Genomic DNA, 24,848 nt, shown 5'->3' on the forward strand with positions numbered 1-24,848 from the left:
GAAGATTAAAAGGGAGGTAGGCCCCTTGCTAGATGTGAACAATTTTGAGTATATGAACATCGGTCTCGCATCACCTGATAAAATCCGTTCTTGGTCTTTTGGTGAAGTGAAAAAGCCTGAAACGATTAACTATCGTACACTGAAACCTGAAAAAGATGGTCTCTTTTGTGAACGTATCTTCGGACCACAAAAAGACTGGGAATGTCATTGTGGGAAGTATAAACGCGTTCGGTATAAGGGTGTTGTATGTGACCGTTGTGGTGTAGAAGTAACACGGGCAAAAGTCCGTCGTGAGAGAATGGGGCATATCGAACTGGCTGCCCCAGTTTCCCACATTTGGTATTTCAAAGGTATCCCAAGCCGTATGGGTCTTGTTCTTGATATGTCACCACGTGCGTTAGAAGAAGTGATCTACTTCGCTTCTTACGTCGTGACAGATCCGGGCAACACACCGCTTGAGAAGAAACAACTTCTTTCTGAGAAAGAATTCCGTGCTTATTTAGATAAATACGGTAATACATTCCAAGCAGCTATGGGTGCAGAAGCAATCAACAAACTTCTTCAAGATATCGATCTTGTAAAAGAAGTAGATACACTGAAAGAAGAGCTGAAAACTGCTCAAGGACAGCGTCGTACACGTGCGATCAAACGCCTTGAAGTATTAGAAGCCTTCCGTAACTCAGGAAACAAACCATCTTGGATGATTCTTGATGTACTTCCGGTGATTCCGCCTGAATTACGTCCAATGGTTCAGCTTGATGGTGGACGTTTTGCTACTTCTGACTTGAACGACCTTTATCGTCGTGTCATCAACCGTAACAATCGTCTGAAGCGTTTATTAGATCTTGGCGCGCCAAGCATCATCGTTCAGAACGAGAAGCGTATGCTTCAAGAAGCTGTCGATGCATTGATTGATAATGGACGTAGAGGCCGACCAGTAACAGGACCAGGAAATAGACCATTGAAATCTCTTTCTCACATGCTGAAAGGGAAACAAGGACGTTTCCGTCAAAACTTGCTTGGTAAACGTGTTGACTATTCTGGACGTTCCGTTATCGTCGTAGGACCACATTTGAAAATGTATCAGTGTGGACTTCCGAAAGAAATGGCTCTTGAATTATTCAAACCATTCGTGATGAAGGAGCTTGTTGAAAAAGGATTAGCTCACAACATCAAGAGTGCGAAGCGTAAAATTGAGCGCGTGCAGCCAGAAGTATGGGATGTTTTAGAATCAGTTATTCGTGAGCATCCAGTCTTACTAAACCGCGCACCGACTCTTCACAGACTTGGTATTCAAGCGTTTGAACCTACACTTGTGGAAGGACGCGCAATTCGTCTGCATCCACTTGTATGTACAGCCTACAACGCTGACTTTGACGGTGACCAAATGGCGGTTCACGTACCATTATCTGCTGAAGCTCAAGCTGAAGCTCGTATCTTAATGCTTGCTGCTCAAAACATTTTGAACCCGAAAGATGGAAAACCAGTTGTTACGCCATCTCAGGATATGGTGCTTGGTAACTACTACCTTACACTTGAGCGCAAAGGTGCTATCGGAGAAGGTATGGTCTTCAAAGATACTGACGAAGCCCTTCTTGCTTATCAAAATGGTTATGTGCATCTTCATACACGTGTAGCTGTTGCAGCTAGCTCGTTGAAGAATGTGACATTCACTGATGAACAGCGTTCTAAATTGTTGATTACAACAGTTGGAAAACTGATCTTTAACGAAATCTTACCGGAATCATTCCCATACATGAATGAGCCGACAAAGAGCAATATTGAAGAAAAAACGCCTGATCGTTTCTTCCTTGAAAAAGGTGAGGATGTAAAAGCTGCGATCGAGAAACAAGAAATCAATGCGCCGTTCAAAAAAGGTATTTTAGGTAAAATCATTGCAGAAATCTTTAAGAGATTCCATATCACTGAGACATCTAAAATGCTTGACCGCATGAAAAATCTTGGTTTCAGATACTCTACTAAAGCCGGTATTACGGTTGGTGTGTCTGATATCGTCGTATTAGATGATAAGCAGCAAATTCTTGAAGAAGCACAAGCAAAAGTAGATAACGTCATGAAGCAATTCAGACGTGGTTTGATTACTGAAGAAGAGCGTTATGAGAGAGTGATTTCAATCTGGAGTTCTTCTAAAGATGTCATCCAAGGTAAACTGATGAAGTCCCTTGATGAAGTCAACCCAATCTACATGATGAGTGACTCTGGAGCGCGTGGTAACGCATCTAACTTCACTCAGCTGGCTGGTATGCGTGGTCTGATGGCCAACCCGGCTGGACGTATCATTGAACTTCCGATTAAATCTAGTTTCCGTGAAGGATTAACTGTATTGGAATACTTTATTTCCACTCACGGTGCGCGTAAAGGTCTTGCCGATACAGCCCTTAAAACAGCTGACTCAGGTTACCTCACGCGTCGTCTCGTTGACGTTGCACAGGATGTCATCATCCGTGAAACAGATTGCGGTACAGACCGTGGAATCTTGGCGAAGTCCATTAAAGAAGGAAATGAAATTATTGAGAAGCTTGAAGAACGTCTAATCGGACGTTTTGCAAGAAAACCAATTGTTCATCCTGAAACAGGCGAAGTCATTGTAGCCGAAAACGAACTAATTGATGAAGATAAAGCACTTGAAGTAGTTGAAGCAGGAATTGAGGAAGTATGGATCCGTTCTGCATTTACATGTAACACGCCTCATGGTGTATGTAAACGATGCTACGGCCGTAACCTTGCAACTGGTACTGACGTTGAAGTCGGTGAAGCAGTTGGAATCATCGCTGCACAATCAATCGGTGAGCCAGGAACTCAGCTTACAATGCGTACGTTCCACACCGGTGGGGTAGCAGGAGACGATATCACTCAAGGTCTACCTCGTATCCAAGAGCTGTTTGAAGCGCGTAATCCGAAAGGGCAAGCGACAATTTCTGAAATTGATGGTGTCGTTGCTGAAATTAACGATGTTCGTGACAAGCAGCAGGAAATTGTGGTTCAAGGCGAAGTTGAAACTCGCTCTTACACAGCTCCTTACAATGCACGTCTAAAAGTTGTTGAAGGTGACAAAGTCACTCGTGGTCAAGTGCTTACAGAAGGTTCAATCGATCCGAAAGAACTTCTTAAAGTGACTGACATGACAGCTGTTCAAGAATATCTGCTTCATGAAGTACAAAAAGTATACCGTATGCAAGGGGTAGAAATCGGAGATAAGCACGTAGAGGTAATGGTTCGCCAAATGCTTCGCAAAGTGCGTGTCGCTGATGCAGGGGATACAGACGTATTACCAGGCACACTTCTTGATGTACATCAATTCACTGAAGCAAACAAAAAAGTACTATTCGAAGGCAAACGTCCTGCAACAGGCCGTCCAGTTCTTCTTGGTATTACAAAAGCTTCGCTTGAAACAGACTCATTCTTGTCTGCGGCATCCTTCCAAGAAACGACTCGTGTCCTAACAGATGCAGCGATCAAAGGAAAACGTGATGAACTGCTTGGCTTGAAAGAGAATGTTATCATTGGTAAACTTGTTCCTGCTGGAACGGGAATGCCGAACTACCGTAAAGTTAAGCCGGTTTCGCAAGTGCAGCCGTCTGACGACATGGTTCCTGTAGAGTAATCTTTCTCAGATTCCTATAAAATCATCAAAAAATGGTGAAGGATGTCAAGATAATCTGTCATATCATATTGACATCCTTCTGCCATGATGATAATATAACCAAGGTGCTCAAAATAAAACCTGTTACTTTGGAGGATATTCGATGTCTTATGATAAAGTATCACAGGCTCAATCCATTATTATTGGTACGAAGCAAACAGTAAAAGCTCTGAAACGAGATTCAGTAAAGGAAGTCGTCGTAGCGAAAGATGCTGATCCTGCTTTAACTGCTAGTGTATTGAAACTAGCGCAAGAGAAGGGTGTAGACATTTTAGTGGTAGATTCCATGAAAAAGCTCGGCAAGGCCTGCGGAATTGAAGTTGGGGCAGCAGCTGTTGCCATTATGTTATAGCGTACTTGTTTTGTTTTTGCATGCTTAAAATGCAAAAGCATTGTTTTTTGCCTTTTGATGAACCACCTGGGTATGTGGGTTATAAAAAAAGTAATGAAGGGAGGAATAACAACATGCCTACAATTAATCAGCTAATACGCAAAGGACGCGTGAGTAAAGTTGAAAACTCAAAGTCTCCTGCACTTAACAAAGGATACAACAGTTTCAAAAAAGAGCACACTAACGTAACATCTCCACAGAAGCGCGGGGTTTGTACTCGTGTCGGTACAATGACACCGAAAAAACCAAACTCAGCACTACGTAAATATGCTCGTGTACGTTTGTCTAACCTGATTGAGGTAACAGCTTACATTCCTGGTATCGGACATAACCTACAAGAGCACAGTGTAGTACTTATCCGTGGCGGACGTGTAAAAGACTTACCGGGTGTACGTTACCACATCGTTCGTGGTGCGCTTGATACTGCCGGAGTTGACGGTCGTATGCAAGGACGTTCTAAATACGGAACAAAACGCCCTAAACAAAGCAAATAATATAAACAAACATAAGGGTTTTTAGAAGTTGATAACAGATCAGTGGAGTCAGGAAGCTGACAATGATATTGAGATGAGAGACAGATAGAAATCCTTTTAAAAGAGAAGGGAGGCTATTCAGATGCCACGTAAAGGTCCTGTAGCAAAAAGAGACGTATTGCCAGATCCAATTTACAATTCTAAACTTGTATCTCGTTTGATCAACAAAATGATGATCGACGGTAAAAGAGGAAAGTCACAAACTATTCTCTACAAGTCATTTGATATCATCAAAGAACGTACTGGTAATGAAGCGATGGAGGTTTTCGAACAAGCCTTGAAAAACATCATGCCAGTTCTTGAAGTTAAAGCACGTCGTGTAGGTGGAGCTAACTACCAAGTTCCTGTAGAAGTTCGCCCAGACCGTCGTACTACTTTAGGTCTTCGCTGGTTAGTAAACTACGCTCGTCTTCGTGGAGAAAAAACGATGGAAGAGCGTCTTGCTAACGAAATCCTTGACGCAGCTAACAACACTGGTGCTGCTGTTAAGAAACGTGAAGACACACACAAAATGGCAGAAGCGAACAAAGCATTCGCTCACTACCGCTGGTAGGATTTATACCAAACTAAAAAAACTATTCCCTAATGAGGAAGGAGAAATTACCCAATGGCAAGAGAGTTCTCCTTAGACAAAACTCGTAATATTGGTATCATGGCTCACATCGATGCCGGTAAAACGACAACGACTGAGCGTATCTTGTACTACACTGGTCGTATCCATAAAATTGGTGAAACTCACGAAGGAGCTTCACAAATGGACTGGATGGAGCAGGAGCAAGAACGTGGTATTACAATCACTTCTGCTGCTACTACAGCACAATGGAAAGGTTACCGTGTAAACATCATCGATACACCAGGACACGTAGACTTCACTGTTGAAGTTGAACGTTCTTTACGTGTACTTGATGGTGCGGTTGCTGTCCTTGATGCACAATCAGGTGTAGAGCCACAAACTGAAACAGTTTGGCGCCAAGCAACAACTTACGGAGTACCTCGTATCGTATTCGTTAACAAAATGGATAAAACCGGTGCGGACTTCCTTTACTCTGTAAGCACATTAAGAGATCGTCTTCAAGCGAACGCTCATGCAATTCAATTGCCGATCGGCGCTGAAGATCAATTCGAAGGAATCATCGACCTTGTAGAAAACGTAGCATACTTCTACGAAGATGACCTTGGAACTCGCTCTGATGCACAAGAAATCCCTGCAGAGTATAAAGACAAAGCTGAAGAGCTTCGCAGCAGCCTAATTGAAGCTGTCGCTGAGCTTGATGAAGAGCTTATGGAAAAATACCTTGAGGGTGAAGAAATCACAATTCCTGAATTGAAAGCTGCAATCCGTAAAGGAACATTGAATGTTGAATTCTACCCAGTTCTTGTTGGATCTGCTTTCAAAAACAAAGGTGTTCAGCTTGTACTTGACGCTGTGCTTGACTACCTTCCTGCACCAACTGATGTTGCTGCAATCAAAGGTATCCTGCCAGATTCAAATGAAGAGGTTGTTCGTGAGTCTACTGATGACGCACCATTCGCAGCTCTTGCATTTAAAGTTATGACTGACCCTTATGTTGGGAAACTAACTTTCTTCCGCGTATACTCTGGAACACTTGATTCTGGTTCATACGTGAAGAACTCTTCTAAGAACAAGCGTGAACGTGTTGGACGTATCCTTCAAATGCACGCAAACAGCCGTGAAGAAATCTCTACTGTATATGCAGGGGATATCGCAGCAGCAGTAGGTCTTAAAGATACATCTACTGGTGACACTCTTTGTGACGAGAAAGATCTTGTTATCCTTGAGTCTATGGAATTCCCAGAGCCAGTTATCGATGTAGCTATCGAGCCTAAATCAAAGGCTGACCAAGATAAAATGGGTATCGCTTTAGCTAAACTAGCTGAAGAGGATCCAACATTCCGTACACAAACAAACCCTGAAACTGGTCAAACGATCATCTCTGGTATGGGTGAGCTTCACCTTGATATCATTGTTGACCGTATGAAGCGTGAGTTCAAGGTTGAAGCTAACGTAGGTGCTCCTCAAGTTGCGTACCGTGAAACATTCCGTTCTGGTGCAAAAGTTGAAGGTAAATTCGTACGTCAGTCTGGTGGACGCGGTCAGTTCGGACACGTTTGGATCGAATTCGAACCAAACGAAGAAGGCGCAGGCTTTGAATTTGAAAATGCAATCGTCGGTGGGGTTGTTCCACGTGAATACATCCCAGCAATTCAAGCAGGTCTTGAAGATTCACTTGAAAATGGTGTATTAGCTGGATTCCCATTAATCGACATCAAAGCAAAATTATTTGATGGATCTTACCACGATGTTGACTCGAACGAAATGGCGTTCAAAATTGCTGCATCTATGGCATTGAAAAATGCTGTCAGCAAATGTAACCCAGTTCTACTTGAGCCAATGATGAAAGTGGAAGTTGTTATCCCTGAAGAATACATGGGAGACATCATGGGTGATATCACATCTCGTCGTGGACGTGTAGAAGGTATGGAAGCTCGCGGTAACGCTCAAGTTGTTCGCGCTATGGTTCCACTTTCTGAAATGTTCGGATATGCAACTGCACTCCGGTCTAACACACAAGGACGCGGTACTTTCACTATGCACATGGATCACTACGAAGAAGTGCCTAAGAGCATCAGTGAAGAAATCATCAAAAAAAATAAAGGTGAATAATTGATTTTGCCTTTAAACTAAAGTATAACTACTATTGAAGATCAGAAAGTGAGAGGTAACTCTTCACTTTCTATCACTCTATACCAAATACAATGAACCTTTAAGGAGGATTTTTAGAATGGCTAAAGAAAAATTCGACCGTTCCAAATCGCATGCTAACATTGGTACAATTGGACACGTTGACCATGGTAAAACAACTCTAACTGCTGCTATCTCAACAGTTCTTCATAAGAAATCTGGTAAAGGTACAGCTATGGCTTATGACCAAATCGATGGTGCTCCAGAAGAGCGCGAGCGTGGAATCACAATCTCAACTGCACACGTTGAGTATGAAACTGAAACTCGTCACTATGCACACGTAGACTGCCCAGGACACGCTGACTATGTTAAAAACATGATCACTGGTGCTGCTCAAATGGACGGCGCGATCTTAGTAGTATCTGCTGCTGACGGTCCAATGCCACAAACACGTGAGCACATCCTACTTTCTCGTAACGTAGGTGTACCTTACATCGTAGTATTCCTTAACAAATGTGACATGGTTGACGATGAAGAGTTACTTGAACTTGTTGAAATGGAAGTTCGTGACCTTCTTTCTGACTATGACTTCCCTGGTGACGATGTACCAGTTATCAAAGGTTCTGCTCTTAAAGCTCTTGAAGGAGATGCTGATTACGAAGCAAAAATCTTTGAACTTATGGATGCGGTTGATGAGTACATCCCAACTCCAGAGCGTGACACTGAGAAGCCATTCATGATGCCAGTTGAGGACGTATTCTCAATCACTGGTCGTGGAACAGTTGCTACTGGTCGTGTTGAGCGTGGACAAGTTAAAGTCGGTGACGAAGTTGAAATCATCGGTCTTCAAGAAGAAAACGGTAAAACAACTGTTACAGGTGTTGAAATGTTCCGTAAACTTCTTGACTATGCTGAAGCTGGTGACAACATCGGTGCACTACTTCGTGGTGTATCTCGTGAAGATATCCAACGTGGTCAAGTACTTGCTAAACCAGGTACAATCACTCCACACAGCCGTTTCAAAGCTGAAGTTTATGTACTTTCTAAAGAAGAGGGTGGACGTCATACTCCATTCTTCGCTAACTACCGTCCGCAGTTCTACTTCCGTACAACTGACGTAACTGGTATCGTACATCTTCCAGAAGGTACTGAAATGGTAATGCCTGGCGATAACACTGAGATGGAAGTTGAACTTATCTCTACTATCGCTATCGAAGAAGGAACTCGTTTCTCTATCCGTGAGGGTGGACGTACTGTAGGTTCTGGCGTCGTTTCAACTATCATTAAGTAATTAAACATACAAAAGAGACTCCTTGCAAAAGGGTCTCTTTTTTTGCTTTTCCAGATGAGAACGGCTACTATAAGCTATAGAATCTAAATGGAACCGAGAGGATCGCTGGAATGGCAAAGACATATTTAAAAAAATGGTTGATCGGCGGGATTGACCAATGGATTATGATGAAAGAAGATGAGATGAGTGAAAAAAAGCCCGTACTCTTATTTTTACACGGCGGGCCCGGCTCAGCTCAAATCAGTTATATTGATTCCTTTCACGAGGAACTTGATCAGGACTTTACAGTTGTCCATTGGGATCAGCGAGGCGCAGGACTTTCCTATCAAGAGAATCTTCCTGATGAATCGATGACCATTCAGCAATTTATAGAAGACACGATTGAACTGACTGAGAAGCTCCTATCACATCTAGGTCACTCAAAATTGTATATCGCAGGATACTCGTGGGGATCGTTAATTGCCATACAAGCAGTACATAAGCGTCCAGATCTTTATCATGCTTATTACGGGATTAGTCAGGTAGTAGATGTGTTTAAGGAAGATATCGTTTCGTATGAGCTTCTTATGAAGAAATACCATCGCAATCGGCTGTTTACTAGCTGTCTGCGATTACTGACGCCGCCTCCTTGGAAACGGACATCAGCTCATGCCTTGTTCTCTCTATATAAAGAGTTTGCAAGCGTAGGTCTCACACATAGATGGAAGCCGGTTTTTCAAATGCTAAAAGGGTTTCTTTTTAGTAAGCAATATCGGCTGAAAGATAAATGGAAGTTCGTGAAAGGGCAGAAATTTAGTCAAGACAAGCTATGGGATCAGTTAATGAATGAGAGTATTCAATACCGAGTTTCTACTATATTAATACCGTGCTACTTTCTCATTGGCGATCACGACATGATTACCCCAGCTGCTGTATCAAAACCATATGTTGATCAATTAAAAGCACCCATCAAAGAATGGTTTACCTTTAAAGACTCTGCCCATTCCCCGCACATCGAGGAGCCAGATGAATTTATACGTATCATCAGAAAGACTGCTATACATCATCTTCAGGGAAAGCTTGATTTATAGGCTGAATCCCTGTATAATATGAAAAGTGTGCAAATCATAAATTTATCCGATTTATTATTGCAACACGCAGGCCAATTTGGTACAATAGTGCATGTTGGTCTTTGACTGCGATGAAGTGAGAGGTTGCTGACACACCCGGCCGCTTTGCCATGGCGAGGTGATCAGGTTTTTCTCACGGAGAACTGTCTAACGTAAGTAGGCGAAAAGGAGGGAAAATAATGGCAAAACAAAAAATTCGTATTCGTTTAAAAGCATATGATCATAGAATTCTTGATCAATCTGCTGAGAAGATTGTTGAAACGGCTAAGCGTTCTGGTGCTAGTGTATCTGGTCCAATCCCGCTTCCAACTGAAAAATCAGTTTACACAATCCTTCGTGCGGTGCATAAGTACAAAGATTCTCGTGAGCAATTTGAGATGCGTACTCACAAACGTCTAATCGACATCGTGAATCCAACTCCACAAACAGTTGATGCACTTATGCGTTTAGATTTACCATCTGGTGTAGATATCGAAATCAAACTTTAATTCAAATAGAAAACACATATTATAGGAGGTGTGACTAATGACCAAAGGAATCTTAGGTAGAAAAATTGGTATGACGCAAGTATTCGCAGAAAACGGTGATCTTATCCCTGTAACTGTTGTTGAGGCTGCTGCTAACGTTGTTCTTCAAAAGAAGACTGTTGACACGGATGGCTATGAAGCAATCCAAATCGGTTTTGATGACAAACGTGAAAAGCTTTCTAACAAACCAGAGAAAGGCCACGTTGCTAAAGCGGAAACTGCTCCTAAGCGCTTCGTAAAAGAATTACGCGGTGCGGAGTTAGATGCGTATGAAGTTGGTCAGGAAGTCAAAGTTGATATTTTCGCAAATGGAGATATCGTAGATGTAACAGGAACATCAAAAGGTAAAGGATTCCAAGGGGCTATCAAACGCCACGGACAATCACGCGGACCAATGACTCACGGTTCACGTTACCACCGTCGTCCTGGTTCAATGGGACCTGTTGATCCAAACCGTGTATTCAAAGGTAAACTTCTTCCAGGTCGTATGGGCGGAGAGCAAATCACTGTCCAAAACCTTGAGATCGTTAAAGTTGATGCAGAACGCAATCTTCTATTGATCAAAGGAAACGTACCAGGAGCTAAAAAATCTCTAGTAACTGTAAAGAGTGCAGTTAAATCTAAATAACTCTCTTAGGAAAGGAGGAAACAAGTCATGCCAAAAGTAGCATTATTTAACCAAAACGGTTCTACTAACGGTGAAATCGAATTAAACGCTTCTGTGTTTGGAATTGAGCCAAACGAAAGCGTAGTATTCGATGCTATTCTTATGCAAAGAGCTTCCTTACGTCAAGGAACTCACAAAGTAAAAACTCGTTCTGAAGTACGTGGCGGAGGTCGTAAGCCTTGGAGACAGAAGGGTACAGGTCGTGCTCGTCAAGGTTCTATCCGTTCACCACAATGGCGCGGAGGCGGTATCGTATTCGGTCCAACACCACGCAGCTATTCTTATAAATTACCTAAAAAAGTTCGCCGCTTGGCTATCAAGTCAGTATTGTCTTCTAAAGTAATCGACAACAACATCATCGTTCTTGAAGATCTGACTCTTGATGCAGTGAAAACGAAAGAATTCGCAGGCATCCTTAAAGGATTATCTGTTGAGAAGAAAGCGTTGATCGTCACTGCGGATGCAAACGAAACAGTTGCTTTATCTGCTCGTAACATCCCTGGAGTAACAGTTGTTGAAGCTAACGGTATCAACGTTCTTGACGTTGTCAACCACGACAAACTTCTGATCACTAAAGCAGCGGTTGAAAAAGTAGAGGAGGGACTTGCATAATGAAAGATCCTCGTGATGTTCTAAAGCGCCCTATCATTACTGAACGTTCTGCTGATCTAATGACAGAGAAGAAGTACACGTTCGAAGTTGATGTCAGAGCTAACAAAACAGAAGTGAAAGACGCTGTTGAAGAAATCTTTGGAGTGAAAGTTGAGAAAGTCAACGTTCAAAACTACAAAGGAAAATCAAAACGCGTTGGACGCTACACTGGTATGACTAGCCGTCGCAGAAAAGCGATCGTGAAATTAACTGCTGACAGCAAAGAAATCGAAATTTTTGAAGCGTAAATCTTAAAAAGAAGGAGGGAAATTCAAAATGGCGATTAAAAAGTATAAACCAACCAGTAATGGTCGTCGTGGCATGACTACTTCAGATTTTGCTGAAATCACGACTGACAAACCAGAAAAATCGTTGCTTGCACCGCTACACAAAAAAGGCGGACGTAACAACCAAGGTAGATTGACTGTTCGTCATCAAGGTGGCGGTCACAAACGTCAATACCGTATCATCGACTTTAAGCGTGATAAAGACGGTATACCTGGACGCGTTGCTACAATCGAGTATGATCCAAACCGTTCAGCGAACATCGCTCTTGTAAACTATGCAGATGGTGAGAAACGTTACATTCTTGCTCCGAAAGGAATCCAAGTTGGTACTGAAGTTACTTCTGGACCAGAAGCTGACATCAAACCAGGTAATGCTCTTCCACTTATCAACATCCCAGTTGGTACAGTTGTGCATAACATTGAATTAAAACCAGGTAAAGGTGGACAATTAGTTCGTTCTGCTGGTACTTCTGCTCAAGTTCTAGGTAAAGAAGGTAAATACGTTCTTGTACGTTTGAACTCAGGAGAAGTTCGCATGATTCTTTCTGCTTGCCGTGCGACTATCGGTCAAGTTGGAAACGAGCAACACGAATTAATTAACATCGGTAAAGCTGGACGTTCTCGCTGGAAAGGCGTACGCCCAACAGTTCGTGGTTCTGTAATGAACCCTAACGATCACCCACACGGTGGTGGTGAAGGACGCGCTCCAATCGGACGTAAATCACCAATGTCTCCATGGGGTAAACCGACTCTTGGATTCAAGACTCGTAAGAAAACCAACAAGTCTGATAAATTCATTGTACGTCGTCGTAAAAACAAGTAACGGGGTTGTCTACGGTTCATTTAGGACCGTAGTTCAATCACGAAGGGAGGTTCCACAATGGCTCGCAGCTTAAAAAAAGGACCATTTGTTGATGATCATTTGATGGCTAAAGTCGAGAAATTGAATGAAACTGACAAAAAGCAAGTCGTAAAAACTTGGTCTCGTCGTTCTACAATTTTCCCACAATTCATCGGTCACACAATCGCTGTCTATGACGGACGCAAACATGTACCTGTTTTCATTTCTGAAGATATGGTAGGTCACAAATTGGGCGAATTCGCACCAAGCCGTACTTACAAAGGTCATGCTAGTGACGATAAAAAAACAAGACGCTAATGAGAGGAGGCTTTTAAATGCAAGCTAAAGCTGTCGCAAGAACAGTCCGTATTGCTCCTCGTAAAGCACGTCTAGTAATGGACCTGATCCGAGGTAAGCAAGTAGGAGAAGCAGTTTCTATCTTAAACCTTACACCTAAGGCTGCTTCACCAATTATTGAAAAAGTATTAAAATCTGCTATCGCAAACGCTGAGCACAACTACGAGTTGGACGCTAACAGCCTAGTGATTACTCAAGCATTCGTTGACGAAGGTCCAACACTTAAGAGATTCCGTCCACGTGCTATGGGTCGTGCGAGCGCAATTAACAAACGTACTAGCCACATTACAATCGTTGTATCAGAAAAGAAGGAGGGATAATCCGTGGGTCAAAAGGTAAATCCAGTAGGTCTTCGTATTGGCGTCATTCGTGATTGGGAATCTAAATGGTTCGCAGGAAAAGATTACGCTGACTTCTTACATGAAGACTTGAAAATCCGTGAATTCATCAGCAAGCGTTTGTCTGACGCGTCTGTTTCTAAAGTAGAAATCGAACGTGCTGCAAACCGCGTAAATATCACAATCCACACGGCTAAACCAGGTATGGTAATTGGTAAAGGCGGATCTGAAGTTGAAGCACTTCGTAAAGCTCTTAACAGCCTAACTGGCAAACGTGTACACATCAACATTCTTGAAATCAAGAGAGCAGATCTTGATGCTCAGCTAGTTGCTGAAAACATCGCTCGTCAACTTGAAAACCGTATTTCATTCCGTCGTGCACAAAAACAAACAATCCAACGCACAATGCGTGCTGGAGCACAAGGAATCAAAACAATGGTTTCTGGTCGTCTTGGCGGTGCAGATATTGCTCGTTCTGAATATTACAGTGAAGGTACTGTTCCATTGCACACACTTCGTGCTGACATCGACTATGCTACTGCTGAAGCTGATACTACTTATGGTAAGCTTGGCGTAAAAGTATGGATCTATCGTGGAGAAGTCCTTCCAACTAAGAAGAATACTGCGGAAGGAGGAAAATAATATGTTATTGCCAAAACGCGTGAAGTATCGCAGAGAACATCGTGGAAAAATGCGTGGTCGTGCAAAAGGCGGTACTGAAGTACATTTCGGTGAGTACGGTATCCAAGCTCTTGAAGCTTCTTGGATCACAAACCGTCAAATCGAAGCTGCTCGTATTGCTATGACTCGTTACATGAAACGTGGCGGTAAAGTTTGGATTAAAATTTTCCCTTCTAAGCCATACACAGCTAAACCTCTAGAGGTCCGCATGGGTTCCGGTAAAGGTGCTCCAGAAGGATGGGTAGCTGTAGTAAAACCGGGCAAAGTTTTATTTGAAATTTCTGGTGTGTCTGAAGAAGTGGCTCGTGAAGCTCTTCGTCTTGCATCTCACAAATTGCCAATTAAAACGAAGTTCGTAAAACGTGAAGAAATTGGTGGTGAATCAAATGAAAGCTAATGAAATTCGTGACCTTACCACTGCTGAAATTGAACAAAAAGTAAAGTCTCTTAAAGAAGAACTTTTCAATCTTCGTTTCCAATTAGCGACTGGGCAGCTTGAAAATACTGCTCGCATTCGTGAAGTGCGTAAATCAATCGCACGCATGAAAACTGTGATTCGTCAAAGAGAAATCGCTGCTAATAAATAATAATTAGAGGGGAGGCCCCGCAAACATGAGCGAACGTAACCAACGTAAAGTGTATCAAGGTCGTGTTGTTTCTGACAAAATGGATAAAACCATCACTGTTGTAGTTGAAACATACAAAAAGCATTCACTTTATGGCAAACGTGTAAGATACTCTAAAAAGTTCAAAGCACATGATGAAAACAACCAAGCAAAAATCGGAGACATCGTAAAGGTCATGGAAACTCGTCCTTTATCTGCGACTAAACGCTTTCGTCTAGTTGAAGTTGTCGAAGAAGCCGTTATTATCTAATAAAGTTCGGATTTCTTTTTCCGAAAGGAGGTAACATTAATGATTCAACAGGAGACTCGTTTAAAAGTAGCTGACAACTCTGGCGCACGCGAAGTACTAACGATTAAAGTTCTTGGTGGCTCTGGACGTAAAACGGCTAACATCGGTGATGTCATTGTTTGTACGGTTAAACAAGCAACACCTGGAGGCGTTGTCAAAAAAGGTGAAGTTGTGAAAGCAGTTATCGTTCGTACTAAGAGCGGAGCTCGCAGAAACGATGGATCTTACATCAGTTTCGACGAAAATGCTTGTGTCATCATCCGTGACGACAAGAGCCCGCGTGGAACTCGTATCTTCGGACCAGTAGCACGTGAACTTCGTGAAAACAACTATATGAAAATTGTTTCTCTAGCACCAGAAGTACTTTAATGAATACAATCCGCGACTCAAGGAGGTGCGATTAAATGCATGTTAAAAAGGGCGATAAAGTAGTGGTTATCTCTGGTAAAGATAAAGGTAAACAAGGTGTCATCCTTGCTGCTTTCCCTAAAAAGGAACGTGTTTTAGTAGAAGGTATTAACCTTGTGAAAAAACACTCTAAACCAACCCAAGCTAACCCTCAAGGCGGGATTTCTGAACAAGAAGCGCCGATCCACGTATCAAACGTAATGCCGCTTGATCCTAAAACGGGTGAAGTGACACGTGTTGGGTATAAAGTTGAGGACGGAAAGAAAGTCCGTGTAGCGAAAAAATCTGGGCAAGTTCTAGATAAATAGTAAATAAGGAAGGGAGGTCTTTCTCATGAACCGCCTTAAAGAAAAGTATGTAAAAGAAATTACACCTGCATTAGTTTCTAAGTTTGAATACACTTCAGTAATGCAAGTGCCAAAAATCGAAAAAATCGTGATCAACATGGGTGTTGGTGACGCCGTTCAAAACGCTAAAGCAATCGATACTGCTGTTGAAGAATTAACGTTTATCGCTGGTCAAAAACCTGTCGTTACTCGTGCGAAGAAGTCTATTGCTGGATTCCGTCTACGTGAAGGAATGCCAATCGGTGCGAAAGTAACACTTCGCGGAGAGCGCATGTATGATTTCCTTGATAAACTTATTTCTGTGTCTTTACCACGTGTACGTGACTTCCGCGGGATTTCTAAGAAATCTTTCGACGGTCGTGGAAACTACACGCTTGGTATTAAAGAACAGTTAATCTTCCCAGAAATTGATTACGATAAAGTAACAAAGGTCCGCGGTATGGATATCGTTATCGTTACTACTGCCAATACGGACGAAGAAGCACGTGAGTTATTAACTCAAGTAGGTATGCCGTTCCAGAAATAATCAATGAAAGGGAGGCGAAATCGTGGCTAAAAAGTCTATGATTGCGAAACAACAACGCAAACAAAAGTTTAAAGTTCAAGAGTATACGCGCTGCGAACGTTGTGGACGTCCACATTCAGTTATTCGTAAGTTTAAACTTTGCCGTATTTGTTTCCGCGAACTTGCATATAAAGGACAAATTCCTGGCGTTAAAAAAGCCAGCTGGTAATCCCCATAAATGGGAAGGAGGTTATTAAATAATGGTTATGACAGATCCGATTGCAGATTTGCTGACTCGTATTCGCAATGCGAACATGGTACGTCATGAGAAGCTAGAAGTACCGGCTTCAAAAATCAAAAGAGAAATTGCTGAAATCTTAAAGCGTGAAGGTTTTATCCGTGACGTTGAGTACGTCGAAGACAGCAAACAAGGAATTATCCGTTTGTTCCTTAAATACGGCCAAAACAACGAACGTGTTATCACTGGTCTTAAAAGAATCAGTAAACCTGGTTTACGCGTATATGCGAAATCAAATGAAGTACCACGTGTACTTAACGGACTTGGAATCGCAATTATTTCAACATCACAAGGTGTTTTATCGGACAAAGAAGCCCGTGCTAAACAAGCTGGTGGAGAAGTACTTGCTTACGTATGGTAAAAAAAGTTTAAGATGAATGGAGGTGCTTGGTATGTCTCGTATAGGTAAAAAACTAATCGAGATCCCTTCAGGAGTAACTGTGACAAACAACGATAACACAGTGACAGTAAAGGGACCAAAAGGTGAACTAACTCGTGCATTTCACCCTGATATGGAAATTAAAATTGAGGACAACGTCTTAACTGTAAGCCGTCCGTCTGAAAATAAAGAACACCGTGCATTACATGGTACAACACGTAGCTTGATTGCTAACATGGTTGAAGGTGTATCTAAAGGTTTCGAAAGAGGTTTAGAACTTATCGGTGTCGGTTACCGTGCAGCTAAATCTGGAAACAAACTTGTTCTTAACGTTGGATACTCTCACCCAGTTGAAATCGTTCCTGAGGCTGGAGTTGAAGTAGAAGTTCCATCTCAAACGAAAGTAATCGTTAAAGGTATCGATAAAGAGCGTGTAGGAGCTCTAGCTTCTAACATCCGCGCTGTCCGTGCTCCAGAGCCTTACAAAGGTAAAGGAATTCGTTACGAAGGTGAATTCGTTCGCCGTAAAGAAGGAAAAACTGGTAAGTAAGATCGCTTAAAGTGAAGAAAGGAGTGACTCGGATGATTACGAAAACTAGCAAAAACGCTACTCGTCTTAAAAGACATGCTCGTGTTCGTGCGAAACTTTCAGGTACTGCTGAAAGACCTCGCCTTAACGTTTTCCGTTCTAACAAGAATATCTACGCTCAAGTAATTGATGATGTTAACGGTGTAACACTTGTAAGTGCTTCTACTCTTGATAAAGAGTTAAAGATCGAGAATAGTTCTGACACTGCAGCTGCTACGAAAGTTGGCGAACTTGTTGCAAAACGTGCTGTTGAAAAAGGAATCTCTAACGTGGTATTTGACCGCGGAGGATACCTATATCATGGACGTGTAAAAGCTCTAGCTGAAGCTGCTCGTGAGGCTGGACTTAAATTTTAATAAAAGAAGGAGGGACACATCCGAATGAGTCGTATTGACCCAAGCAAATTAGAGTTAGAAGAACGCTTAGTTACGGTTAACCGCGTAGCGAAAGTTGTTAAAGGTGGACGTCGTTTCCGTTTTGCAGCTTTAGTTGTTGTCGGTGACAAAAACGGTCATGTAGGTTTCGGTACTGGTAAAGCACAAGAAGTACCAGAAGCGATCCGCAAAGCTGTTGAAGATGCGAAAAAGAATTTAATTGAAGTACCAATGGTTGGAACTACAATTCCACATGAAATCATCGGTCGATTCGGTGCAGGAAACGTTCTATTGAAGCCTGCTTCAGAAGGTACAGGAGTTATCGCTGGAGGCCCAGTGCGTGCGGTACTTGAGCTTGCTGGTCTAGCTGATATCCTTTCTAAATCTCTAGGTTCTAATACACCGATCAACATGATCCGCGCAACACTTCAAGGTTTAAGTGAGCTTAAACGTGCTGAAGATGTAGCGAAGCTTCGTGGAAAATCTGTAGAAGACCTGTTAGGATAAGGAGGGAACAATAATGGCAAATAAATTAGAAATTACCCTCAAACGCAGTGTAATCGGTCGCCCAGAAGATCAGCGTGTCACTGTTCGTACTCTTGGTCTTAAGAAAACAAACCAAACAGTCGTACATGAAGACAATGCAGCGATCCGCGGCATGATTAACAAGGTGTCTCATTTAGTTTCTGTTAAAGAACAATAAAACATTTTTAATCGATAAGGAGGTGCCCAAATGAAACTTCATGAATTGAAGCCTTCAGAAGGTTCACGTAAAGTACGCAACCGTGTTGGTCGTGGTATCGGATCAGGTAACGGTAAAACTTCTGGTAAAGGTCATAAAGGTCAAAACGCTCGTTCTGGCGGCGGTGTACGCCCTGGTTTCGAAGGTGGTCAGATGCCTTTATTCCAACGCCTTCCAAAACGTGGTTTTACAAACATCAACCGTAAAGATTACGCGGTAATCAACTTAGACAGATTAAACAGTTTTGACGAAGGAACGGAAGTAACTCCTGAACTTCTTCTAGAGACTGGTGCAATAAGCAAGTTAAAAGCAGGAGTAAAAATTCTTGGCAACGGTAAATTAGAAAAAAAATTAACTGTAAAAGCCAATAAATTCTCTGCTTCTGCGAAAGAAGCGATTGAAGCTGCTGGCGGTACAGCCGAGGTGATCTAACTTGTTTAAGACAATCTCCAATTTTATGCGCGTGAAAGATATACGGAATAAGATTATATTCACACTTTTAATGTTAGTCGTCTTTCGTATAGGTGCTTTCATCCCTGTGCCTAATGTGAACGCCGAAGTTCTCCAGGCACAGGATCAAATGAGTGTTTTCGGAATCCTCAACACGTTTGGGGGCGGGGCACTTTTCCAATTCTCCATTCTTGCAATGGGGATTATGCCGTATATCACTGCTTCGATCATTATTCAGCTCTTGCAGATGGATGTTGTTCCGAAGTTTACTGAGTGGTCAAAGCAAGGAGAGGTTGGCCGCCGAAAATTAGCACAATTCACAAGGTATTTTACAATTGTTCTAGGATTTATCCAGGCGTTAGGAATGTCATATGGATTCAACAATATGGCAGGAGGCATGCTGATTGAAAACCCTGGTGTATCAACGTATCTCTTAATTGCGGTCGTACTCACTGCGGGAACAGCATTTTTAATGTGGCTGGGCGAGCAGATTACTGCTCACGGTGTTGGTAACGGTATTTCGATTATTATCTTTGCCGGTATCATCGCTGGTATCCCTCAAACATTAAAACAAGTGTACGCTCAACAATTTGTAGGTGGAGATGGACAGCTGTTCATGCAAATCCTTAAAATTGCCCTTATTGTAATTGCCATTCTTGTCATTGTTATCGGTGTTATTTACATTCAAATGGCAGTGAGAAAGATTGCAATTCAATATTCAAAAGGTACTGGTCGTGCACAAATGTCTGCTAGTCAAGCAACGCACCTTCCATTGAAAGTGAATCCAGCAGGGGTGATTCCAGTCATCTTTGCCGTTTCTTTCATTATTACTCCGCAGACGATCGCATCGTTCTTCGGAACCAATAATGTGACAACTTGGATAACCAACAACTTTGACTATACTAAGCCAATCGGTATGACGATTTATGTAGCACTGATTGTTGCTTTCACATATTTTTATGCCTTTGTCCAAGTCAATCCTGAACAAATGGCTGAAAATCTGCAAAAGCAGGGTGGCTATATCCCGGGAGTTCGTCCAGGGAAAATGACTCAAGATAGAATTACGAGCATTTTGTACCGACTCACGTTTGTGGGCGCCATTTTCTTAGCCGTGATTTCAATACTTCCTATCTTTTTCATTCAATTCGCTGGATTACCTTCCGCTGCACAAATTGGCGGCACAAGTCTTCTCATTGTTGTAGGTGTTGCACTTGAAACAATGAAACAGCTTGAAAGCCAATTAGTGAAACGAAATTACCGTGGATTTATGAAATAAAACAGAGGGCTGGGCAGCTGCCCAACCTCTCTAAGTAAGGAAGGGGAAATCCGAAATGAACTTAGTCTTAATGGGGCTTCCGGGTGCTGGTAAAGGCACTCAGGCAGAACGAATTGTTGATGATTATGGGATCCCTCATATCTCAACAGGAGATATGTTCCGCGCTGCTATGAAAGAGAAGACACAACTTGGGCTCGAAGCAAAATCCTTTATCGATAAAGGAGAGCTTGTTCCTGATGAGGTCACAATCGGTATTGTTAGAGAAAGACTTGGCAAAAATGATTGTGAACAAGGTTTTCTTCTGGACGGATTTCCGCGAACAGTCGCTCAGGCTGAAGCTTTAGAAGAAATTCTAAAGGACCTTGGCAGAACGATTGATTATGTCATTAATATTAAAGTCGATAAAGATGCTTTGATGGAGCGTCTGACTGGCCGAAGAATTTGCAAAAATTGCGGAGCAACATATCATTTAGTATTTAATCCGCCTGCGAAAGAAAATGTTTGTGACAAGTGTGGAGGCGAGCTTTATCAACGTGCAGATGATAATGCAGAAACCGTTTCGACTAGACTTGAAGTGAACTTAAAGCAGACTGAACCTTTACTGAACTTCTATTCAGAAAAAGGATATCTTGCAAACATTGATGGTGCGAAGCACATTAACGATGTATATGCAGATATCAAGGACCTGCTTGGAGGATTAAATAAATGATTATCTGTAAAACTCCTCGCGAGCTTGAGATTATGAGAGAAGCTGGACGTATTGTCGCACTGACTCATGAAGAGCTGAAGAAACACATAAAACCAGGTATTTCGACAAAAGAATTGGATCAAATTGCCGAACGTTTTATTACAAAGCAGGGTGCAATCCCATCTTTTAAAGGGTATAATGGTTTTCGCGGGAGCATTTGCGTTTCGGTGAATGAAGAACTCGTTCACGGTATTCCTGGTAAACGGGTTTTACGTGATGGTGACATCATTAGTATCGATATTGGCGCAAAGTTAAATGGCTATCATGGTGACTCTGCTTGGACTTATCCAGTTGGGGTAATCAGTGATGAAGACCGCAAACTACTGGAAGTCACAGAGGAATCTCTATATAAAGGCTTACAGGAAGCAAAGCCAGGCGAACGTCTGTCGAACATTTCCCATGCCATACAAACGTATGTTGAAAATGAGAATTTTTCAGTTGTTAGAGAATATGTTGGACATGGGGTCGGACAGGATCTTCATGAGGACCCTCAAATTCCTCATTATGGTCCGCCCAACAAAGGCCCACGGCTAAAACCTGGGATGGTGTTGGCCATCGAACCGATGGTGAACGCAGGCAGCCGATATGTGAAAACATTGGCTGATAACTGGACGGTTGTAACGGTTGATGGGAAAAAGTGTGCTCACTTTGAGCATACGATTGCGATTACAGATACAGGTTTTGATATACTGACTAAGATTTAGGTCTTCACTGAAGCCTTTCAGGCCCAAATCGGGCAGGTTGTCTGTATAGTCCAAAGAAAGAACAAGATCAGTATACAGGTGTCATCGGCATGTTCGTTGGCTGCCATGTACTAATCGCAGACGGAGAAAAGCGTAAATTTCATTCTCCTAAGAAAAAATATCAATCATATAACCTTTTATGATTGCGTATCTCCGGAAGTTCAGAACAGTATATTCAAAACAGGTCGGGTGATAGATGAACAATTGAGAGATTCTCATTTGGACATTTGTCAGAGAGCAAGTTACTGATTTGAAGAAGGGAGAACACTTGAATGGCGAAAGACGATGTAATTGAAGTGGAAGGTACTGTAGCAGAAACTTTGCCAAACGCAATGTTCAAAGTTGAACTAGAGAATGGTCATACAGTTTTGGCTCATGTATCAGGAAAAATCCGTATGCACTTCATTCGCATTTTACCTGGAGACAAAGTTACGGTAGAATTATCTCCATATGACTTAACTCGTGGTAGAATTACGTACCGTTACAAATAAAGCAACTCCGGAAGAAGGAGGTTGGAAACACATGAAAGTGAGACCATCTGTTAAACCTATCTGTGAAAAATGTAAAGTGATTCGCAGAAAAGGAAAAGTAATGGTGATCTGTGAAAACCCAAAACATAAACAAAAACAAGGCTAATAACAAGGAGGTGCCCAAATCATGGCTCGTATTGCTGGTGTAGATATTCCACGTGATAAGCGTGTTGTCATTTCTTTAACATATGTTTTTGGAATTGGTCGTACGACTGCGCAACAAGTCCTTAAAGAAGCAGGTGTTTCTGAAGACACTCGCGTTCGCGATCTAACTGAAGACGAACTTGGTAAAATCCGTGATATCATTGACAAACTTAAAGTAGAAGGTGACCTTCGTCGTGAAGTTTCACTTAACATTAAGCGTCTAATTGAAATCGGAAGCTACCGCGGAATCCGTCATCGTAGAGGACTTCCTGTTCGTGGACAAAACACAAAAAACAACGCGCGTACTCGTAAAGGTCCGCGTCGTACTGTAGCTAACAAGAAAAAATAAGTAAAGGAGGTAGTTAAAGAATGGCTGCTGCTCGTAAACAAAATACGCGTAAACGTCGCGTGAAAAAGAATATTGAAGCTGGAATTGCTCATATTCGTTCCACTTTCAACAACACGATTGTAACGATTACTGATGTTCATGGAAACGCAATTTCTTGGTCAAGTGCTGGTGCATTAGGATTCAGAGGTTCTCGTAAATCTACTCCTTTCGCTGCACAAATGGCTGCTGAAACTGCTGCTAAAGGTTCTATCGAACATGGTCTTAAAACACTTGAAGTAACTGTTAAAGGTCCTGGTTCTGGTCGTGAAGCTGCAATTCGTGCGCTTCAAGCTGCTGGTCTTGAAGTTACTGCAATTAGAGACGTAACTCCAGTTCCTCATAACGGATGCCGTCCACCAAAACGTCGCCGCGTGTAATTTGTTTGTATAGATTTTGTGTCCCTGTCAATAATGGGTTATGATACAGTTATTTATGAGACGAATACACGACTCGTTGCCTGAGCACATACGGGACTAAACAATGAGGAATTTCGGATGGAATCTCATATGATTCTATTCGAGGTTTCGACGTTTTGAAGGAGGGTTTTATTAGATGATCGAAATTGAAAAACCAAAAATCGAAACGGTTGAAATCAGCGACGATGCCAAGTATGGCAAGTTTGTCGTAGAGCCACTTGAGCGTGGATATGGTACCACTTTAGGGAACTCCCTTCGTCGTATCCTTTTATCCTCACTTCCTGGTGCAGCTGTAACATCGATCCAGATAGATGGTGTCTTACACGAATTCTCAACGATCGAAGGCGTGGTTGAAGATGTTACAACGATTATCTTAAACATTAAAAAGCTTGCACTCAAAATCTACTCTGAAGAAGAGAAGACGCTTGAAATTGATGTACAAGATGAAGGTACTGTAACAGCTGCTGATATTACACACGACAGCGATATTGAAATCTTAAATCCAGATCTTCACATCGCAACTCTTGGCAAGAATGCGAGCTTCCGTGTTCGCTTAACTGCACAAAGAGGTCGCGGGTATAATCCTGCTGATGCAAACAAAAGAGACGATCAGCCAATCGGTGTGATTCCGATCGACTCAATCTATACACCTGTATCTCGTGTGACTTATCAAGTGGAGAACACCCGTGTTGGGCAAATCACAAACTATGATAAATTAACACTAGATGTATGGACTGATGGAAGCACAGGACCGAAAGAAGCGATCGCTCTAGGTTCTAAGATTTTAACTGAACACCTGAATATTTTCGTTGGGTTAACTGACGAAGCTCAGCATGCTGAAATCATGGTTGAGAAAGAAGAAGACCAAAAAGAAAAAGTGCTTGAAATGACAATTGAAGAGCTTGATCTTTCTGTTCGTTCTTACAACTGTTTGAAGCGTGCGGGTATTAACACTGTTCAAGAGCTTGCTAACAAGACAGAAGAGGATATGATGAAAGTTCGTAACCTTGGACGTAAATCTCTTGAAGAAGTGAAAGCGAAACTAGAAGAACTTGGACTGGGTCTTCGTAAAGACGATTGACTAGTTTCATTGTGAACTAGGATTTTCGTGTGTTTTTTATTCATACAGCATCTCTAATTAAGGAGGGGACATCACATGGCATACAGAAAGCTAGGACGCACTAGTGCACAACGTAAAGCAATGCTTCGTGACCTAACGACTGATTTGATCATCAACGAACGCATCGAAACAACTGAAACACGTGCGAAAGAACTTCGCTCTGTAGTTGAAAAAATGATCACTCTTGGCAAACGCGGAGATCTTCATGCTCGCCGTCAAGCTGCAGCTTACATTCGTAATGAAGTAGCTAACGCTGAAACAAACCAAGATGCACTTCAAAAATTATTCGCTGACGTTGCAACTCGCTACGAAGATCGCCAAGGTGGATACACTCGTATCATGAAGCTTGGACCTCGTCGCGGCGATGGCGCACCAATGGCTGTCATTGAATTAGTTTAATCACATATCGTGTATCTAAGAAAGGGCGGGACAGTT

General features: G+C 42.2%; 37 protein-coding genes and 1 pseudogene. All 38 read left to right on the plus strand.

Annotated elements, in window-relative coordinates; all coding sequences use genetic code 11:
* Positions 1–25: 25 nt before the first annotated feature.
* Positions 26–3,625 (plus strand): DNA-directed RNA polymerase subunit beta', encoded by a 3,600-nt coding sequence (gene rpoC, locus ACN6NB_RS00560; protein ID WP_039175975.1) that lies wholly within the window; start codon positions 26–28, stop codon positions 3,623–3,625.
* 142 nt (positions 3,626–3,767) lie between these two features.
* A complete protein-coding gene (locus ACN6NB_RS00565) occupies positions 3,768–4,016 on the plus strand; it encodes a 50S ribosomal protein L7ae-like protein (RefSeq protein WP_024425593.1) in 249 nt (82 codons plus the stop codon).
* Positions 4,017–4,129: 113 nt separating this feature from the next.
* The gene (gene rpsL / locus ACN6NB_RS00570; RefSeq protein ID WP_003216962.1) at positions 4,130–4,549 is read left to right on the plus strand and encodes a 30S ribosomal protein S12; all 420 of its coding nucleotides are present in this window, start codon (positions 4,130–4,132) and stop codon (positions 4,547–4,549) included.
* 121 nt (positions 4,550–4,670) lie between these two features.
* Positions 4,671–5,141 (plus strand): 30S ribosomal protein S7, encoded by a 471-nt coding sequence (rpsG, locus tag ACN6NB_RS00575; RefSeq protein WP_003216884.1) that lies wholly within the window; start codon positions 4,671–4,673, stop codon positions 5,139–5,141.
* A 54-nt stretch (positions 5,142–5,195) separates the two neighbouring features.
* Positions 5,196–7,274, plus strand: coding sequence for an elongation factor G (gene fusA / locus ACN6NB_RS00580; RefSeq protein WP_048240166.1), 2,079 nt, complete (start codon positions 5,196–5,198; stop codon positions 7,272–7,274).
* A gap of 118 nt (positions 7,275–7,392) precedes the next feature.
* Positions 7,393–8,583: an elongation factor Tu gene (tuf, locus tag ACN6NB_RS00585; RefSeq protein ID WP_034283892.1), complete on the plus strand. Its 1,191-nt coding sequence runs from the start codon at positions 7,393–7,395 to the stop codon at positions 8,581–8,583.
* Between the two features lie 110 nt (positions 8,584–8,693).
* A complete protein-coding gene (locus ACN6NB_RS00590; protein ID WP_126682102.1) occupies positions 8,694–9,653 on the plus strand; it encodes an alpha/beta fold hydrolase in 960 nt (319 codons plus the stop codon).
* 218 nt (positions 9,654–9,871) lie between these two features.
* Positions 9,872–10,180, plus strand: a complete 309-nt coding sequence (gene rpsJ, locus ACN6NB_RS00595) for a 30S ribosomal protein S10 (protein WP_003156464.1) — start codon at positions 9,872–9,874, stop codon at positions 10,178–10,180.
* Positions 10,181–10,217: 37 nt separating this feature from the next.
* The gene (gene rplC / locus ACN6NB_RS00600) at positions 10,218–10,847 is read left to right on the plus strand and encodes a 50S ribosomal protein L3 (protein ID WP_024425597.1); all 630 of its coding nucleotides are present in this window, start codon (positions 10,218–10,220) and stop codon (positions 10,845–10,847) included.
* 27 nt (positions 10,848–10,874) lie between these two features.
* Positions 10,875–11,498, plus strand: coding sequence for a 50S ribosomal protein L4 (rplD, locus tag ACN6NB_RS00605; RefSeq protein ID WP_007496312.1), 624 nt, complete (start codon positions 10,875–10,877; stop codon positions 11,496–11,498).
* A complete protein-coding gene (gene rplW / locus ACN6NB_RS00610; protein ID WP_003217016.1) occupies positions 11,498–11,785 on the plus strand; it encodes a 50S ribosomal protein L23 in 288 nt (95 codons plus the stop codon). Before rplD ends, rplW begins: the two co-directional genes overlap by 1 nt.
* 28 nt (positions 11,786–11,813) lie before the next feature.
* Entirely contained in the window at positions 11,814–12,647 is an 834-nt protein-coding gene (gene rplB, locus ACN6NB_RS00615; RefSeq protein ID WP_024425599.1) for a 50S ribosomal protein L2, read from the plus strand.
* A 57-nt stretch (positions 12,648–12,704) separates the two neighbouring features.
* Positions 12,705–12,983: a 30S ribosomal protein S19 gene (gene rpsS, locus ACN6NB_RS00620; RefSeq protein WP_003216920.1), complete on the plus strand. Its 279-nt coding sequence runs from the start codon at positions 12,705–12,707 to the stop codon at positions 12,981–12,983.
* Between the two features lie 17 nt (positions 12,984–13,000).
* Positions 13,001–13,342 (plus strand): 50S ribosomal protein L22, encoded by a 342-nt coding sequence (gene rplV, locus ACN6NB_RS00625; RefSeq protein ID WP_007496316.1) that lies wholly within the window; start codon positions 13,001–13,003, stop codon positions 13,340–13,342.
* Positions 13,343–13,345: 3 nt separating this feature from the next.
* Complete coding sequence (rpsC, locus tag ACN6NB_RS00630) at positions 13,346–14,002, plus strand: 30S ribosomal protein S3 (RefSeq protein WP_003217241.1); 657 nt, start codon at positions 13,346–13,348, stop codon at positions 14,000–14,002.
* A 1-nt stretch (position 14,003) separates the two neighbouring features.
* Positions 14,004–14,438, plus strand: a complete 435-nt coding sequence (gene rplP, locus ACN6NB_RS00635) for a 50S ribosomal protein L16 (protein WP_003156478.1) — start codon at positions 14,004–14,006, stop codon at positions 14,436–14,438.
* Positions 14,428–14,628: a 50S ribosomal protein L29 gene (gene rpmC, locus ACN6NB_RS00640; protein WP_003217155.1), complete on the plus strand. Its 201-nt coding sequence runs from the start codon at positions 14,428–14,430 to the stop codon at positions 14,626–14,628. Before rplP ends, rpmC begins: the two co-directional genes overlap by 11 nt.
* Positions 14,629–14,653: 25 nt before the next feature.
* Positions 14,654–14,917 (plus strand): 30S ribosomal protein S17, encoded by a 264-nt coding sequence (rpsQ, locus tag ACN6NB_RS00645; RefSeq protein WP_003216906.1) that lies wholly within the window; start codon positions 14,654–14,656, stop codon positions 14,915–14,917.
* A 39-nt stretch (positions 14,918–14,956) separates the two neighbouring features.
* Positions 14,957–15,325: a 50S ribosomal protein L14 gene (rplN, locus tag ACN6NB_RS00650; protein WP_003216882.1), complete on the plus strand. Its 369-nt coding sequence runs from the start codon at positions 14,957–14,959 to the stop codon at positions 15,323–15,325.
* A 35-nt stretch (positions 15,326–15,360) separates the two neighbouring features.
* Positions 15,361–15,672: a 50S ribosomal protein L24 gene (rplX, locus tag ACN6NB_RS00655; RefSeq protein WP_008356538.1), complete on the plus strand. Its 312-nt coding sequence runs from the start codon at positions 15,361–15,363 to the stop codon at positions 15,670–15,672.
* 25 nt (positions 15,673–15,697) lie between these two features.
* Positions 15,698–16,237, plus strand: coding sequence for a 50S ribosomal protein L5 (gene rplE, locus ACN6NB_RS00660; protein WP_024425600.1), 540 nt, complete (start codon positions 15,698–15,700; stop codon positions 16,235–16,237).
* A gap of 22 nt (positions 16,238–16,259) precedes the next feature.
* On the plus strand, positions 16,260–16,445 hold the full coding sequence (rpsN, locus tag ACN6NB_RS00665; protein ID WP_008356542.1) for a 30S ribosomal protein S14: 186 nt from the start codon (positions 16,260–16,262) through the stop codon (positions 16,443–16,445).
* A 31-nt stretch (positions 16,446–16,476) separates the two neighbouring features.
* Positions 16,477–16,875 (plus strand): 30S ribosomal protein S8, encoded by a 399-nt coding sequence (rpsH, locus tag ACN6NB_RS00670; protein WP_007496327.1) that lies wholly within the window; start codon positions 16,477–16,479, stop codon positions 16,873–16,875.
* Between the two features lie 31 nt (positions 16,876–16,906).
* The gene (gene rplF, locus ACN6NB_RS00675) at positions 16,907–17,443 is read left to right on the plus strand and encodes a 50S ribosomal protein L6 (protein ID WP_008345395.1); all 537 of its coding nucleotides are present in this window, start codon (positions 16,907–16,909) and stop codon (positions 17,441–17,443) included.
* Positions 17,444–17,475: 32 nt separating this feature from the next.
* Positions 17,476–17,838 (plus strand): 50S ribosomal protein L18, encoded by a 363-nt coding sequence (gene rplR / locus ACN6NB_RS00680; protein ID WP_008356544.1) that lies wholly within the window; start codon positions 17,476–17,478, stop codon positions 17,836–17,838.
* Between the two features lie 24 nt (positions 17,839–17,862).
* Positions 17,863–18,363, plus strand: coding sequence for a 30S ribosomal protein S5 (rpsE, locus tag ACN6NB_RS00685; protein WP_007496332.1), 501 nt, complete (start codon positions 17,863–17,865; stop codon positions 18,361–18,363).
* A 13-nt stretch (positions 18,364–18,376) separates the two neighbouring features.
* Positions 18,377–18,559, plus strand: coding sequence for a 50S ribosomal protein L30 (gene rpmD, locus ACN6NB_RS00690; protein WP_003217067.1), 183 nt, complete (start codon positions 18,377–18,379; stop codon positions 18,557–18,559).
* Between the two features lie 30 nt (positions 18,560–18,589).
* Positions 18,590–19,030 (plus strand): 50S ribosomal protein L15, encoded by a 441-nt coding sequence (gene rplO, locus ACN6NB_RS00695; protein WP_003216888.1) that lies wholly within the window; start codon positions 18,590–18,592, stop codon positions 19,028–19,030.
* Between the two features lies 1 nt (position 19,031).
* Positions 19,032–20,324 carry a preprotein translocase subunit SecY gene (gene secY / locus ACN6NB_RS00700; protein WP_007496334.1) on the plus strand — a complete coding sequence of 431 codons (1,293 nt, stop codon included), beginning with the start codon at positions 19,032–19,034 and terminating at the stop codon, positions 20,322–20,324.
* A 55-nt stretch (positions 20,325–20,379) separates the two neighbouring features.
* Complete coding sequence (locus tag ACN6NB_RS00705) at positions 20,380–21,033, plus strand: adenylate kinase (RefSeq protein WP_474253176.1); 654 nt, start codon at positions 20,380–20,382, stop codon at positions 21,031–21,033.
* On the plus strand, positions 21,030–21,776 hold the full coding sequence (gene map / locus ACN6NB_RS00710; protein WP_003217210.1) for a type I methionyl aminopeptidase: 747 nt from the start codon (positions 21,030–21,032) through the stop codon (positions 21,774–21,776). The genes ACN6NB_RS00705 and map overlap by 4 nt, the downstream gene beginning before the upstream one ends.
* Before the next feature lie 27 nt (positions 21,777–21,803).
* A pseudogene (locus ACN6NB_RS00715) lies at positions 21,804–22,110 on the plus strand (KOW domain-containing RNA-binding protein).
* Positions 22,088–22,306, plus strand: coding sequence for a translation initiation factor IF-1 (gene infA / locus ACN6NB_RS00720; RefSeq protein WP_003217190.1), 219 nt, complete (start codon positions 22,088–22,090; stop codon positions 22,304–22,306). Before ACN6NB_RS00715 ends, infA begins: the two are co-directional and overlap by 23 nt.
* A gap of 31 nt (positions 22,307–22,337) precedes the next feature.
* Positions 22,338–22,451 (plus strand): 50S ribosomal protein L36, encoded by a 114-nt coding sequence (gene rpmJ, locus ACN6NB_RS00725; protein ID WP_003156543.1) that lies wholly within the window; start codon positions 22,338–22,340, stop codon positions 22,449–22,451.
* 21 nt (positions 22,452–22,472) lie between these two features.
* The gene (gene rpsM / locus ACN6NB_RS00730; protein WP_003217023.1) at positions 22,473–22,838 is read left to right on the plus strand and encodes a 30S ribosomal protein S13; all 366 of its coding nucleotides are present in this window, start codon (positions 22,473–22,475) and stop codon (positions 22,836–22,838) included.
* 20 nt (positions 22,839–22,858) lie between these two features.
* Positions 22,859–23,254 (plus strand): 30S ribosomal protein S11, encoded by a 396-nt coding sequence (rpsK, locus tag ACN6NB_RS00735; RefSeq protein ID WP_003217231.1) that lies wholly within the window; start codon positions 22,859–22,861, stop codon positions 23,252–23,254.
* A gap of 175 nt (positions 23,255–23,429) precedes the next feature.
* Positions 23,430–24,374, plus strand: coding sequence for a DNA-directed RNA polymerase subunit alpha (locus tag ACN6NB_RS00740; protein WP_003217009.1), 945 nt, complete (start codon positions 23,430–23,432; stop codon positions 24,372–24,374).
* Between the two features lie 75 nt (positions 24,375–24,449).
* On the plus strand, positions 24,450–24,812 hold the full coding sequence (rplQ, locus tag ACN6NB_RS00745) for a 50S ribosomal protein L17 (RefSeq protein ID WP_003216944.1): 363 nt from the start codon (positions 24,450–24,452) through the stop codon (positions 24,810–24,812).
* The last annotated feature ends 36 nt before the right edge of the window (positions 24,813–24,848 follow it).

The organism is Bacillus sp. 11B20 (assembly GCF_056098985.1).